The organism is Barnesiella sp. An22, assembly GCF_963931395.1.
Lineage (GTDB): Bacteria > Bacteroidota > Bacteroidia > Bacteroidales > Barnesiellaceae > Barnesiella > Barnesiella merdigallinarum.
Genome location: NZ_OZ007014.1, coordinates 551,913 through 565,451, shown reverse-complemented (window position 1 = coordinate 565,451; position 13,539 = coordinate 551,913). Strand labels below are relative to the sequence as shown.

Below are 13,539 nucleotides of genomic sequence, written 5' to 3'. Positions count from 1 at the left end.
CGTCATCCGTTTTACTCGAACTCTACCTGCCCGGCCTCGTTCACCCGGAATGGCACAGTGTAGTAGTTGGTAGTGAGTAATCGGCCGTTCATCTCGGTCTTCTCGCCTTTCTTCGTGTAGTTCAGCGAGAAATAGGCATATTGCTTCTGGCTGTCGGCCTTGTAGGATTCGTCTCGGTTCCAACGCTCCACGTCATTCAGCCCGACGGGCAAGGTATAAAAAGTGTAGTTTTCGACCGATTTCAATTCATATTGGTCGCCTTCTTCCTCGGCTTGCAACAGATTATTCCCCTCCTCGCCCCACTTTTGCAACTTCGCTGCGTCGATAGCATTCAGGTCGAGTGTAGCCGTTGGTTCATAAGCGTATGTTTGGCGGTTACTTTTCGAAGGTTCATCGGCTTTGAAGTCGCCGCCATCCTTGTTAATCGTCAATACGTAATCGCTATTGTCGGGAGTAATATAAAACACGATTACCTGGCTCAACACATTCTCGAGCTTGCGGTCGCCACGATCTTCGTTCATCTCGACTCGATAGACTTTTGCATCAGCGGGTACATGAGTTTTCACGAGTTCCTTCACTTTGGCCACAGCCTCTTCAGAAGCCATACCCAAATCATTGCCCGACGAGCAGGACGACAACATGGCCACGGCAATAGCCACAGCCGTTAAGATTCTCATAACTTTTGTAATCATGATATAGATGTTTTAGTTGGTTGTCATATACTAACCGAGCAGAGCACGAAACTCTTCGTACTGCTCCCACGAATCGAAATAGGGAATTTCGAAAACCAGGTATCGGTCGGGCAGACTCACCTTGCACTGGCTCTCCTTCTCGTCGTACTTGATATACTCGATATCGCTGATGGAAAAGGTGTCGTACTCGACCCGCCCCGACTTTACCGTCGGGTAGGTGACCCTGTTGCCATCGACCGTAATCATGGCCCCCTCGCGAATGAGGGCTCGAGCCTTGCGCATGGCCAGCCAGGTGAATACCAGCAACACGATACCACCGATAATGAAGATGGTCGAGAGTACCGCCGGCGACAGAATGTGCAAACGACGAATGCGCAACCCGAAAGGCCAGATGGCCGGGACGACAATCATGCCGATACCGAATGCCAGGTTGGACCACTGGTTGGTGAAGATGCTCCCGGGGGTATAGTTGAATGTCTTGTGAATGCTTGTAAATCGCTCCTGTTCCATAAATATTACCGTTCGGTCATTTTTAACAGGAGCAAAGATAGAACAAAAAAAATAAAAATATGACCAATGGGTCATATTTTTATTTTTTTATGATTATCCCTGGCGATTAGCGCTTCAACTGATTATAAATATACCGGAAGTGTGCGGCCAATCGATTCACATCGAGCCCCTCGTAAAACGACATTTCGAACGACATGCCCACAAACGTGAGGCGGAACTGGGCCACCGCCTCCTCCACATCGGTCTCCCGATTGATTTCGCCGCTTTCGATAGCCCGACGGATAACGCTACGCCAATGGTCGTACTCCGATTCAATCCAGGCATGCAACTTGGCCTTACCGTCTGGATAATAAAAGAGTACCTGCTGGAAGAGATGAAAATAACCCGCATTGGCCGACTGACCAGGCATGGCCTCCTGACGAACATTACCCAACCGTACAATCTCGGCCATCGTACGCTCTACTCCTGCCACGTACTTATCGATAAAATCGGACAGCGTACCGTCCGACTCCTCATACTTGTGCTTCGGGTCCTGGGCGTTGAACAGATATTTGTCGGCCACAGCCACAAACAAATCGAGCTTGGTAGGATAATAGTTGAAGATTCCCGTCTTGGTCAGTCCCACCATGCGGGTAATCATCTGCAGGCTCACCCGCTCGTAATTCATCGACATGAACAACTGTAGCGCGCTTTGCAAAATTTCTTCTCTATTGGTTTTCATACACTCTTTCCTATAATATTATCAAAGATAAGGGCTTATTTTTGAAAAATCAAATGAAAAAATTCCGGGGCTGTCGCTCCCGACCAACTTTTTGCGTACCTTTGAACAGGAGAGAACAACGCATACACCATGAAACACCGTATAGTTATTTTACTGATACTCTTATTGATTGCCATGCAACCGACCCGTTCACAAACGACACCCGACAACACCCGCGTAATCGAGCTCGATCGAAGGTGGAATTTCGCCGCCGAGGGGGATAGCCTCTCCTACCCGGCCGTGGTGCCCGGCACCGTGCATGCCGACCTGCTGCGCAACGGGCTGCTCGACGACCCTTTCTACGGGACGAACGAGGAAAAGGTGGCCTGGGTCGAAACGAAAGGGTGGAGCTACACCACCACCTTCACCGTCGATGCCGACGACTTGGCCCGGTACTCCTGTGCCCGCCTCATCTTCGAGGGACTCGACACCTTTGCCCGCATCGTTCTCAACGGCGAGCCGGTGATGCAGACCGACAACATGTTCGTGGCCTGGGAGAAGGAGGTACGGGATAAAATCGTTGCAGGTGAGAATACCCTCGCCGTGCACTTCGCCTCGCCCCTCAAGGCCGTAGAGCCGATATACAGCCTGACCGGCATCGACTACCCCGCCGACAACGACCGCAGCACGCCCCACCTGAGTGCATACGCCCGCAAGGCTCCCTATCACTACGGGTGGGACTGGGGTATCCGACTGGTGGGTTGCGGCATCTGGCGACCGGCCCGACTGGTGCTCTACGACGGCTGCCGCATCGACGACGCCTTTACCCGCACCCTGCACATCGACAACGACCGGGCCCGACTGGCTACCGACCTGACCATCGTCAACGAGAACCGCCAGGCTGCCGAAGGGGTCGAAGTGCTGCTCACCATCGCCAAAGCGGGCAAGAAGGTGGCCCACTCGACCCGTCGCTGCACCCTGCAACCGGGCGAAAACCGCATCGGCTTCACCTCCGAAATCGAGCAGCCCCAACTGTGGCAGCCCAACGGCTGGGGCGAAGCGCATCTCTACGATGTGGATATAACGCTCGTACAAAACGGCCGAACCCTGGGGAGCAAACATTACCAGACCGGGATACGCACCATCGAGTTCGGCAACGAACGGGACTCGCTGGGCCGCAACTTCTACTTCCGCATCAACGGCCAACCGCTCTTCGCCAAAGGCACCAACTACATCCCCCAGGACATCATTCTCACCCGTGTCACCCCCGACGACTACACCCGGCTGTTCCGGGCCATGAAGCAGTCGCACATGAATATGGTGCGGGTTTGGGGCGGCGGCGTGTATGAGGATGAGCTCTTCTACCAGCTGGCCGACCGCTACGGCATACTCGTGTGGCAGGACTTCATGTTTGCCTGCTCGGCCTATCCCGGTGACCCGGACTTTCTCGGCAACGTAGCCCGCGAGGCCCGCTACAACATCCGCCGCCTGCGCAACCACCCCTCGCTGGCCCTGTGGTGCGGCAACAACGAAATCTACGAGGGACTCAAATACTGGGGGTGGAACCGCCGCTACACGCCCGAGACTTTCGAGAAGATGCGGCGCGACTACCACACCCTCTTCCGCGACACGCTCGCCGCGTATGTGCGCCGGTACGACCCGCAACGCAGCTACATACACACCTCGCCCGACTCGGCCAACTGGGGGCGCCCCGCTACCCAGACCCAGGGCGACATACACTACTGGGGCATCTGGTACGGGCAGGAGATGTTTGACGCCATGGACACGCTCCAGCTGCGGTTCGTCAGCGAATTCGGCTTCGAATCCTTCCCCGAGATGAAAACCCTGCGCACCTTCGCCGGCCCGGCCGACCTGAGCATCGACTCCGAGGTGATGACCCACCGCCAGAAGAGCAGCATCGGCAACGACCTGATAAAAACCTACATGCAGCACTACTACCGCATGCCCCGCAACTTCGACGACTTTGTCTACCTGGGGCTGCTGCTCCAGGGGCACGGTATCGCCTACGGCATCGAAACCAACCGCCGGCAGCGCCCCGTGTGCATGGGTTCGCTCTACTGGCAGCTCAACGACAGTTGGCCCGCCATCTCGTGGTCGGCCATCGACTACTACAAAAACAAGAAGGCACTCTACTACCACGCCCGCGATGCCTTTGCCCCTCTGATGCTCTCGACCTTCGTCCACGGCGACAGCCTTGAGATTCATGCCCTCTCCGACCGGCTCGACCGGCTCGACCGGGCACAGATTGTCGTGGGCATCGACGACTTCCACGGCAACCGGCTGAACACCGTCACCCTCGAGCGCACCATACGGCCCAACGCCAGCCAGAAGATGGCCACCCTCGCCCTGGCCAACCTGCAGAAGGGATACCCCGCCAACGAGGTATTGCTGACTTGGCAGATACGCCACGACGGAGAAACCCTCGCCCACGGCCACAAGTTTCTGGTGCTGCCCAAGGAGCTGAAGCTACCCCGGCCTCACCTGACAAAAGCCATCGAGACAACGCCCCAAGGTATCGCCCTCACCCTCTCGACCGACTGTCTGGCCAAGGATGTATTCATCGAGATACCCACCCAGGGAGCCGACCTCTCCGACAACTTCTTCGACCTGATGCCGGGCGAGCGCAAGGTGGTGACCATCGAGAGTGCCGACATCACCCCCGACGATATAGCCCGTATCCGGATACGTACCCTCACCGATACATGAGGGTAATACGAAATAAAACCGCCCATACATCTAAACAATTTCACAATAATCAATAAGTAAATGGCAACCCTTCTTATTAAACGATACTTATGGTTGATTGAGTTATTACGACGAAACCCTTCGGGACTTACTCTTGCCGAAATCAACGCCGAATGGCAAAGGAGTTCACACTATAAGGATTGTGGCGAAACCGATATTTCCCGAAGGACATTTCTCAATCACTGTCATGCGATAGCAGACCAATTAAATATACAGATCGAGTGTGTACGTTCAGGAGCAAATAGCCATTATAAAATCGATACTGCCAATGACTCTCAATACAAGAACATTGAATGGTTATTGAGCAGTATAGCCACGGAAGAATTGATTACAAGTTGTAAAAATATTTCGGACAAAATAATATTGGAAAAGCCAGACACAGGATCCAAATATTTAAGTCCAGTTACAGAGGCTTTAAGAGACAATGCAGTACTGTGTATCGACTACAAGTCATTTCATGTCGGCAGTATGGCACGACAAGGAATATTAGTAGAACCTTTGTGTTTGAAGATGTTCAAACGCAGATGGTACCTACTTTGTCGACATTATACAAACAAAAAAATCCGCATCTATGCATTAGACCGATTCAATCGTTGCGAACTTACATCGGCTCACTTCACCTATCCCCCCAATTTTTCACCCCAGGAATATTTCACCCCATTCTACGGCATTTCGACCGATGGATATACCGAGAAACCATGTCGTATCGTCTTGAAGGCCTATCAGGAACTTCCTCAATACCTCATATCCCAACCACTCCATTACAGCCAAAGAATTAAAGAACAGACCTCGGATTATACTATTTTTGAATACTGGCTGATTCCAGCCTTTGATTTTGTACAGGAAATATGTCTTCATGCCGAACAACTCGAAGTCTTAGAGCCCGCCTCTCTCCGGGAGATCTTAAAACAGAAATCACATCGACTGACCAGCCTTTACCAATAATTTTTTTTAGTTACAGGGGGTATGCGAAATATTATTTCGCATACCCCCTGTAACTTTGTCGTCGAACCTGATTCATGGAATTAAAATAAAACAATCCCCACGATGCTGCCTATTAAAAAACTTTCACTATATTCGCCTTGTCGTTCAACACATGAACGGCTGGACATAATAGATGAAAGTGTTTTCGCACTATCCTTAACAAGATATGAGCTACCAATCACGAGAGAACCTTATTCGAGCTATTCGCCAGACAATTTAACAAGCACAACACATGGAAAACATTTCAAATATATTAGACTTCGATGAAAACGGACGCGCCGTCATTGAAATTCCTCGGGTTCAAGATAATTATTCTTTTATCCTTAATCATTGGCAAAATATAGAATGCCAGTTGACAGAAATCGAAAACGACTTATCATATTTAGAACCAGGGGAAAAGCGGTTATTTCTAGAAAATGTAAAAAAAATATTAGTGAAATACAGAGAGTCGGAAGATTGTAACCACAAAGATAACGACGATGACTTCGACGATAACGATGATGACAACGATGATGACTTCGATGATGACTTCGACGAGGCTTATCTTAACGACATTGACTTTAACAATATTGACTTTAACGAGTATTTCTCTGACGAGGATGATAGCGAAGAAGAAAAATTTGAGACGAAACTATTGGCAGCCAACATCCCGTTATGTGTCAAATACGATGAAGAAACAGAAGAAGCGGTTTTATGCGTTTCCCATTTCAAACTGAAACATTCATTGGCATGGTATCTCATGAATCGCCTTGACCATGAGATTGCAATGATAGATCAACAAATTGAGAAAACCTCTGGATTATTAAACATTGTAAGCTGTGAAAATAAGCTGGATAAAGCAATCCTTACAATCAGAGAATCGAATAGTTATTTAGCCGCCCGAAATAAGTTGATGGAAGAGTTTCAGTTGACAGAAATTCAAGCAGAAAATATCCTATCTATGAAGATAAAAACATTCGTATCAACAACGGAAGATGATGTACTGGCCGATTTAAGTTTGTATACTTCAATCAAATCAATACTGACAGCTCTCAAATGATAACATTGCCTAAATTCCCGGTAAATCGGGCTCTGTATAATAAGTTAAACCAAATCCATATGGAAACGAACAAACGACTTTGCGAAATATGGTCAAAAGACTATATTGCTACACTACCTGTCCAAATTAAGGATAGAGGCTTCGATTATTCAGAAAATGAAAGCCAAAAAGATATTCTGATTACAGGTATTAACCCTTCATTCAATCCACAAGAGCGACCCAACAAGAGTTTCAAATTCAGCGACATTCTCTTTGATCGAGTTCCCCAATCTCGTTATTGGAACCCCATAAAAAAGATGCTCTTAGATGCCAATTATGACTTTCGCGCTGAATCGGCTTATTTGGATTTATTCTATTTTCGAGAACAAGATCAAAATTTCCTTAGACATGACATTCTCACCAATCCAATGGGGATACCATTTATTGTCGATCAACTAAACTTAACACAACACATTATTGAAGATGTGATAAGGCCGAAATGTATAATCATTGCCAACAAAGAGTCTGCAGCATATTGGGGAAAGCTCGCAAACGAAGGTATCATCTGGATGGGATACAACTTACAATTTATTAAAAGTTTGAAGACAGGAGACTTATATCGGGTAACCGGGCTGCTAAATTCATCTCAACGCATCGGTCCAGAATTCAAAGATACCAATATCAAAGATTCACTCATTCTGTTTTCACAGCATATCAATCAGTTTACACCATCAGAAAAGCGACCAACGGCACAAACCATCAAAGTATTGCTGGATTATTACACGGCAACTGAACAGTTGAAAAATCTGTAATCTACCGATTAGAAAAAGAGACAAGAGGAGTTCCATCATAGAATGGGACTCCTCTTGTGTAATAATTATACCCTTTCAAACAAGTATATACCCCTTGTTCTCCTTCTTGAGCACGCCTTGATTGACCAGTTGCAATATGGCTCTCGAAAGGGATGGACGGGCCACCCCGAGAATGAAGGCGGCCTCTTGAAGGTTCTGTATGGTTCCGTTCTGCTCGATGTAACTGATGATTCTCGACGAGAGTGTCTGCAAGGCAAACTCGTTCAGGCGCTTGCTCAGGAACATACTGTGGTCGGATATGACCGTCAGGTAGTTTCGCAAGACCAGTTTGTCGGCTTCGATGATTCTCAAGATACTCTCCTTGTTTACGATCCAGAGGTTACAGTCACTATTGGCCAATATGGTAACGGGGAATATCCCCTCGGTACTGAATAGAAAGGAAGAGGCCAACACATCGGGAGCCGAGAGGGTATCCAATGTCAGCTCCTTACCCTCCTCGCTAATCATTTTGGCATAAACACTGCCTTCGCACAGAATATACAGCGAACGGCACACATTCCCTTGCATGGCTATGGTTTCTCCCTTTTTGTAATGCACATAGCGGCTGGGGTAATCGTGCATGATTTTTTCGATAACTTCTTTATTTCCGCCTTTGAATAAAGGCATTTCATAAATATCATTATTCATTGTAGCCCAATCCATATCTTACCGATTTTTCCTTGCGTAACAATTGTTACCGATTATGACCATACAATCTGGTACTTTTGCACCGGTCAAAAAGATTTAGACAATTTGTAACAATAGGTAACATCATACACACTTATCAACGATCAAAATTACCCATTTTGTTCTGTTTAATCTCTTTTTTCCCAACAAAATACAACTAAACGAACCCGAAACAAAGAAGTGTTCATAAAATGAGAAATATAATTTATACTCTTTTAATCGGCATCATTCTGCTTCCGGCCTGTGTCGAAGAAGATCATCTGGATTCCGTCTCTTCCGGGAACGGGTTCGGCGATTTTTCGTTCCGACTGGTACCCGAAGAGTACGAGGGGCTCCCCGCCGAAAGTTTGCAAAAAGGCCATCGCCCTCAACAGGCATTTGCCACCACCGAGCGACAAACCCTGTCGAACTACGATCGGGTAGAGTTTGTGGTAGTCGATGACGACGGATATAAGGTGAACGGTGTCAAGGGCCTGTACGACAAAAATACCTCGGACATGCAGTTGGAAGGGTTGCACGAAGGCTCTTACCGCATTCTTATCCTGGGCATACGAGGCGACCTGACGGACGACAACGCCACAATAAACCCGATCAATCACATATCGGAAGTGTGGCTCTCATTTCCCGAAGAGCTGGCCCGACCTTTGGCTTGCGAGTACTTCTATTCGATAACTCCCTTTACCGTCCGGAAAGTCTCCACCGCTCTCGGGAACGAGGTCGTAGCCGAGATTGCCGAAAAGATTGTACAGCGCAGAATTGTGGGGCGGATGGATCTGATTTTCTCGTACAACAATCCATACGTCGAAACGGCAGTCACCTCGAACACGGTTGCCTTTAATGCCAGTAGCAGGTTTTATACCCGACTCTCGGGCGAGGGAACATTCTCGGGCGAGAGCAACGGCGAAATGAAGGTCTTGGATATGGCCGAATACACCGAATATCTGTTCATGCCAACGATTGAGGGAAGTTCGGTTCAAGGAGAGGTGACCCTGTTTACACGCGATTATCGGGGAAATATGACCAAACGCTACTATACCTTCGATTTAGACTCGGTCGTAGAGAATCACATCGGCCGGGTTGAGATAAATGTCGTACACCCCGACGATGAAATCGGGACCATGTTTATCACCAATCGGGCATACACTCAGGGGCAACACGGTCTCATTCTGCAAGACGATGAACCGCATACCATATACACCGACAAAGAGCTTCGTAACTTCAATACGACCAGGCCCTTGCAGCTATCGGTCACCAGCGAGGGGCAACTCCATGCCCGTTTTTACTCGCCGCGGAGCCTAAGTCATGTTCTGGTAAAAGCACGCATCCCGGCAGCAGGGAACGAATATGTAGACTTTGCCTATTTCGACAGCATCCCTCCTTTTGCCGATTTCTATGAAGCCATACCGCTGTTGCAGAAAGAGCTCTATTTCCGCTCCGAATCGGGCAAGATTGTCCGCATTCCCCGAATGCAGGCCGACGATTTCTCCGGAATTGAATTCAAGATTGAGTCCGACGACCCCTATCTGGAGAAGCTGAAAGGCATCATACACGGCTGGAACATACGGTTCCACCTGTACGACGGCGACCCTACCAAACCCGACGGAGGCCCCGTAGGAAACTGGATGGGTATCCGCCCCGTGCATTGTCGCGAAGCCGTGGCCTTCTTCCTGAACTTTACCTACATGATCGATATGCCCGAGCATGAAGAGATACTGAGAGCCAACGAAGACCGGCTGTATGGCAACGGCGGTGTAAACGACAAGGTGACCCCCGATGTCGTATTGCGACAGATGAGACAGGAGCGCACCCTGAACGTGGGTCTGGTATACCCGGGAAACGGTGTTATCGGACTGGGGGGAGGTTCTTCCTACGGCGTATGGCAGACGGGCTGGCTGAGCCACTACACCAATACCTATGCCTGCGAAATCATGTTTCACGAGCTGGGCCATGTGATGGGATACAACCACAGCAGCGCCTTCACGTATGGTCCCTGGGCTCAGGAGCTGATGAACCACTTTTATGTCAACCATCTGGACGACATGCCCATAAACTCGTCCAGCTACCTCAACAGCAGTAAAAATCCGAATCTGTATTAGTATCCGTTTTTGACTTGAAATGAATACAAGAATATTTAAATACGTCTCCCTGTCTATTGCCCTGCTTTGGGGAATAACGGGATGCAATGAAGACCACAACCTGGTGGCATCGGGAAATTCGAAAGCAATAACCGTACGGTTGGCTGCCGACAACTCGACAGGCACCGGCGACGAATCGGCCATCCACCGGGTAACCGGCTACCGGTTTGTCGACGGCACACTCGCTGAGGTAATCACCCCCTCGCAAGCCAGTGCGGAAAATCTGTATACGTTCGTCCCGGCTTCGTTCTCGGGGACTCTATACATAGTAGGCAATGCCCGGTTACTGACGGGGCTCGATGCACTTACCCCCGAGAGTTCGACATTGGACAATTTTCTCTCTATCGAAGGGAGCATCGGCGAGCTGACCGGCGAGGGATTGCTGATGACCGGCAAGAGCGACCTCCAGAGTACAGCCACCTCCGTAGTAGTACCGATGACCCGCAGCGTGGCCCGGGTCGATATTGAATCGTTCGAGAAAGGGGTAGAGGTGCAAAAAGTGGTCGTTCACAATCTGGCCGACAAAGGCTATACCATGCCTCGGGGAACGGTGGAGACATCGGCATCGGCTTCCACCTTCGACTTTACCAAAGAGTATGCCGACGCTCCGCTCGCAAACGGGAGCGAAACACTGCTCTATATTCCCGAGCAGGCCAACCCGGCTATCCGAGTCGAGGTCACCATCCGATTCGGCGAAGGGCAACATCTGCTGAAAGCCAACTTGCCTTCGGTTATCCGGAGGAACGAGATATACACCCTCGCCATCCAGGGCAAGGGGGCCGAAGCGCAACTGGTTATCGAGGCAGACGGCTGGGGTACTGGAGCCTCTACCGAATCGGACCCTTCGATTCAAGGATTGGTCGACGTGGAAAACTCTCTCTTCTCCGACGGCGTTCGGGTAAACGAAACGAGAGATACCGTCTTTGTACCGTACCACGGGAGCGACTTTATGCTGGCACTTCTGGCCGAAGCCAACGCCACGGTAACGGTAGACGGCTCGGTAGAAGGTGTAGAAGTAAACCGGAACCTCGGTAAAGGGCGATCCACCTTGCAAAAAATAGCCGAGCTCTCCGTTCGCAGCAGTCTGCGCATGCCCGGCAGAGACACCGAGAGGATTCACCTGGATATTCAAGACCCCTCCTCCACCAACTTAGGACGCGTGGTTCTCGTTATCGAAGCCAATCCTATACAGATAGAGGGGGCTATCCACTTCGACAAAGAGGCCACCTGCGACTTCAAGGAGTATGTCGAAGGCGAATTGGGAATCATCCGTCTGCCGGCCAATAAGGTGCTCCGGGTAGAGTTTGATACCGACGAATCGGCCTGGATGCAAGCCACGGAAACGGAATCGATTACCCGCACGGGGCTGTCGGGCAAGAGCTATCGGATTGTCGGTGGCTGGAAACCCAACGACCCCCGAGCCGATGGACGGCCTCAGGAGGGACGGATTGTCATCTCGAACGAAGATGGGACCCACAAGGAGACCTATACCGTCCGCCGCATAAACTGGGGATTACCGGTGGTGAAAATTGGCGAGACCTGGTGGTGCAAATACAATTTGCGGGGAAATGTAAAATCGTTTGAGGACCAGATAACCATCCCCAACGACCCGGCACCGCACCACGACCTGCTCTCGTATCTGACCACCGTATCGGAAGACGAACTCCTGAACCTGTTGGGCGACCAGTATCAGGGCGGCAACAAACAGGGTCTGCCTCTGCGACACGACGGAACGGCATTCTACCACGAGGGGGTTGCCGCAAGCGCTCAAAACTTCGGGACACTACCGCCTGCCGAAATGGCTCCACCGGGGTACCAGATTCCCGGCTACGACGATTATCTCGCCTTTTCGAAAAACGGGAATTTCAACCTCGGTGGCGTAGGTTCCAGAAGCTACCAAAACAGCAAGGGACAGATCATACAGATTACGATTGTAGAGCGAGACGTCAATTTTCTGGGCCATAACTATGGCGTCATATCGTTCTACGATTTTGAAATAGACGGCGCCCACTATGTGCTCAACGGCTTGGGCCACCAATGGAACACGGTTCATGGCAATATAGCCAGGATGAACCTGCTCCTGGCCACCTATGGCAACAGCAGCCAGACCTGGGTCATGGAGGGCTATGAAAGCCAGGTAAAGCCCAATGAGAACTGGATCAAGTACACCGCCAACAATTCGACCAAGACACGGCTGATACGGTGTATCAAGACTCCCGTAGAGTATACCTACGATTGATAATGACAATAATCATAATAAAAACAAATGTTGAATTTTAACCAAAACACAATGAAGATAACAAATCTTTTTTTTGCAGCATTCGCCTCTTTGGGCGTATTGGCATCGTGTAGCAACGATGACGCAACCACCCCCTCTCTCCCCGGCGGAGAAGAGACCAGAACTGTAAAAACCTCTATCACCCGTTACGAAGGCTTCGGACAGGCTCTGGAAAACGATATCAACATCACCGACATGCAGGCTTGTATATTCGAAGGCGGAAAGATGACCCAGATCTATACCGATCTCACCCCCTCGAAAAGCAGTTTCGACATTCGCATCGAGAAACATGCCGGTACGTTATATGTATTGGCCAATACTCAGGAGCAAATCAACCTGGAAGAGTTGAAGAGCCAAAACATCACCGAAGAGGAGTGGTTGAAAAAGTGTATGACGATGAAAGATAATGCACCGGTACAGTTCTACTCGGGCAGTCTCAGTCTGAACGACATGAGCAACTCTCAAACGGTGCTCCCCGTGAATCTGAAAAGAGGTTTTGCCCGTTTCGACCTCAACTTGAGAACGACAGGTGTGGCCTCGGTAAACAGCATTACGCTGAAGAATGCGGCTCAATCGGGCTCTCTTTTCCCGGCTACCCCCGAACTCTCTTCGAAGGAGGTGCAGGTCAAGGATATGACCGTATCGTTCGACTCGCCGCTCACGACAGATACACCGGCCGTACTGTATGCCTATGAGCAACCTCAGGGAAGTCTCGAAATCAGTGTAGATGTAACGATTGACGGCAAGCCGCAGACTCTGACCAAGGCGCTTGGCTGCGACCTCAAACGCAACACGATTTATACGGTAACCGTACGCAAGGATGTAATCGACGTAACGGTCGAAGTATCTTTCGACGAATGGGAAGGGGGCGAAGATACCGAGCTGGTTCCCCAAGCTCGGCTCTCAGTCCAATAAAAA

At 49.9% G+C, this 13,539-nt stretch carries 11 protein-coding genes; 7 read left to right on the top strand and 4 right to left on the bottom strand.

The features are described from left to right. Positions 1 to 11 precede the first annotated feature (11 nt). The 3 genes from ABGT88_RS02330 to ABGT88_RS02320 form a co-directional block, all read right to left on the bottom strand. Positions 12 to 692 carry a hypothetical protein gene (locus ABGT88_RS02330; RefSeq protein ID WP_143240942.1) on the bottom strand — a complete coding sequence of 227 codons (681 nt, stop codon included), beginning with the start codon at positions 690 to 692 and terminating at the stop codon, positions 12 to 14. 30 nt (positions 693 to 722) lie between these two features. Beyond that, positions 723 to 1,202 (bottom strand): hypothetical protein, encoded by a 480-nt coding sequence (locus ABGT88_RS02325; RefSeq protein WP_346700185.1) that lies wholly within the window; start codon positions 1,200 to 1,202, stop codon positions 723 to 725. A 106-nt stretch (positions 1,203 to 1,308) separates the two neighbouring features. Then, positions 1,309 to 1,923, bottom strand: coding sequence for a TetR/AcrR family transcriptional regulator (locus tag ABGT88_RS02320; RefSeq protein ID WP_087408814.1), 615 nt, complete (start codon positions 1,921 to 1,923; stop codon positions 1,309 to 1,311). 129 nt (positions 1,924 to 2,052) lie between these two features. Here ABGT88_RS02320 and ABGT88_RS02315 point away from each other — a divergent pair, with 129 nt between their 5' ends. The 4 genes from ABGT88_RS02315 (at position 2,053) to ABGT88_RS02300 (ending at position 7,482) form a co-directional block, all read left to right on the top strand. Further along, the gene (locus tag ABGT88_RS02315; RefSeq protein WP_346700183.1) at positions 2,053 to 4,629 is read left to right on the top strand and encodes a glycosyl hydrolase 2 galactose-binding domain-containing protein; all 2,577 of its coding nucleotides are present in this window, start codon (positions 2,053 to 2,055) and stop codon (positions 4,627 to 4,629) included. A 60-nt stretch (positions 4,630 to 4,689) separates the two neighbouring features. After that, positions 4,690 to 5,613, top strand: coding sequence for a WYL domain-containing protein (locus tag ABGT88_RS02310; RefSeq protein WP_346700181.1), 924 nt, complete (start codon positions 4,690 to 4,692; stop codon positions 5,611 to 5,613). Between the two features lie 271 nt (positions 5,614 to 5,884). Then, positions 5,885 to 6,691: a DNA gyrase subunit A gene (locus ABGT88_RS02305; protein WP_346700179.1), complete on the top strand. Its 807-nt coding sequence runs from the start codon at positions 5,885 to 5,887 to the stop codon at positions 6,689 to 6,691. A gap of 59 nt (positions 6,692 to 6,750) precedes the next feature. Next, a complete protein-coding gene (locus tag ABGT88_RS02300) occupies positions 6,751 to 7,482 on the top strand; it encodes a hypothetical protein (RefSeq protein ID WP_298663776.1) in 732 nt (243 codons plus the stop codon). Between the two features lie 75 nt (positions 7,483 to 7,557). Here ABGT88_RS02300 and ABGT88_RS02295 read toward each other — a convergent pair whose 3' ends face one another. After that, complete coding sequence (locus tag ABGT88_RS02295) at positions 7,558 to 8,184, bottom strand: Crp/Fnr family transcriptional regulator (protein WP_346700177.1); 627 nt, start codon at positions 8,182 to 8,184, stop codon at positions 7,558 to 7,560. A 215-nt stretch (positions 8,185 to 8,399) separates the two neighbouring features. On the opposite strand from ABGT88_RS02295, the gene ABGT88_RS02290 reads away from it, so the two are divergent. The 3 genes from ABGT88_RS02290 to ABGT88_RS02280 are packed head-to-tail and all read left to right on the top strand — an operon-like array spanning position 8,400 to position 13,536. Continuing rightward, positions 8,400 to 10,304, top strand: a complete 1,905-nt coding sequence (locus tag ABGT88_RS02290; protein ID WP_346700175.1) for a hypothetical protein — start codon at positions 8,400 to 8,402, stop codon at positions 10,302 to 10,304. A 19-nt stretch (positions 10,305 to 10,323) separates the two neighbouring features. Beyond that, on the top strand, positions 10,324 to 12,582 hold the full coding sequence (locus ABGT88_RS02285) for a hypothetical protein (RefSeq protein WP_346700173.1): 2,259 nt from the start codon (positions 10,324 to 10,326) through the stop codon (positions 12,580 to 12,582). A gap of 51 nt (positions 12,583 to 12,633) precedes the next feature. Further along, complete coding sequence (locus ABGT88_RS02280) at positions 12,634 to 13,536, top strand: Ig-like domain-containing protein (RefSeq protein ID WP_346700171.1); 903 nt, start codon at positions 12,634 to 12,636, stop codon at positions 13,534 to 13,536. Positions 13,537 to 13,539: the final 3 nt, after the last annotated feature.

What these genes read in the sequence shown, in the direction of transcription:
- ABGT88_RS02285 (WP_346700173.1), top strand. Translation starts at nt 10,324, where the DNA reads ATGAATACAAGAATATTTAAATACGTCTCCCTGTCTATTGCCCTGCTT.
- ABGT88_RS02300 (WP_298663776.1), top strand. Translation starts at nt 6,751, where the DNA reads ATGGAAACGAACAAACGACTTTGCGAAATATGGTCAAAAGACTATATT.
- ABGT88_RS02280 (WP_346700171.1), top strand. Translation starts at nt 12,634, where the DNA reads ATGAAGATAACAAATCTTTTTTTTGCAGCATTCGCCTCTTTGGGCGTA.
- ABGT88_RS02305 (WP_346700179.1), top strand. Translation starts at nt 5,885, where the DNA reads ATGGAAAACATTTCAAATATATTAGACTTCGATGAAAACGGACGCGCC.
- ABGT88_RS02325 (WP_346700185.1), bottom strand. Translation starts at nt 1,202, where the DNA reads ATGGAACAGGAGCGATTTACAAGCATTCACAAGACATTCAACTATACC.
- ABGT88_RS02315 (WP_346700183.1), top strand. Translation starts at nt 2,053, where the DNA reads ATGAAACACCGTATAGTTATTTTACTGATACTCTTATTGATTGCCATG.
- ABGT88_RS02330 (WP_143240942.1), bottom strand. Translation starts at nt 692, where the DNA reads ATGATTACAAAAGTTATGAGAATCTTAACGGCTGTGGCTATTGCCGTG.
- ABGT88_RS02290 (WP_346700175.1), top strand. Translation starts at nt 8,400, where the DNA reads ATGAGAAATATAATTTATACTCTTTTAATCGGCATCATTCTGCTTCCG.
- ABGT88_RS02310 (WP_346700181.1), top strand. Translation starts at nt 4,690, where the DNA reads ATGGCAACCCTTCTTATTAAACGATACTTATGGTTGATTGAGTTATTA.
- ABGT88_RS02295 (WP_346700177.1), bottom strand. Translation starts at nt 8,184, where the DNA reads ATGGATTGGGCTACAATGAATAATGATATTTATGAAATGCCTTTATTC.
- ABGT88_RS02320 (WP_087408814.1), bottom strand. Translation starts at nt 1,923, where the DNA reads ATGAAAACCAATAGAGAAGAAATTTTGCAAAGCGCGCTACAGTTGTTC.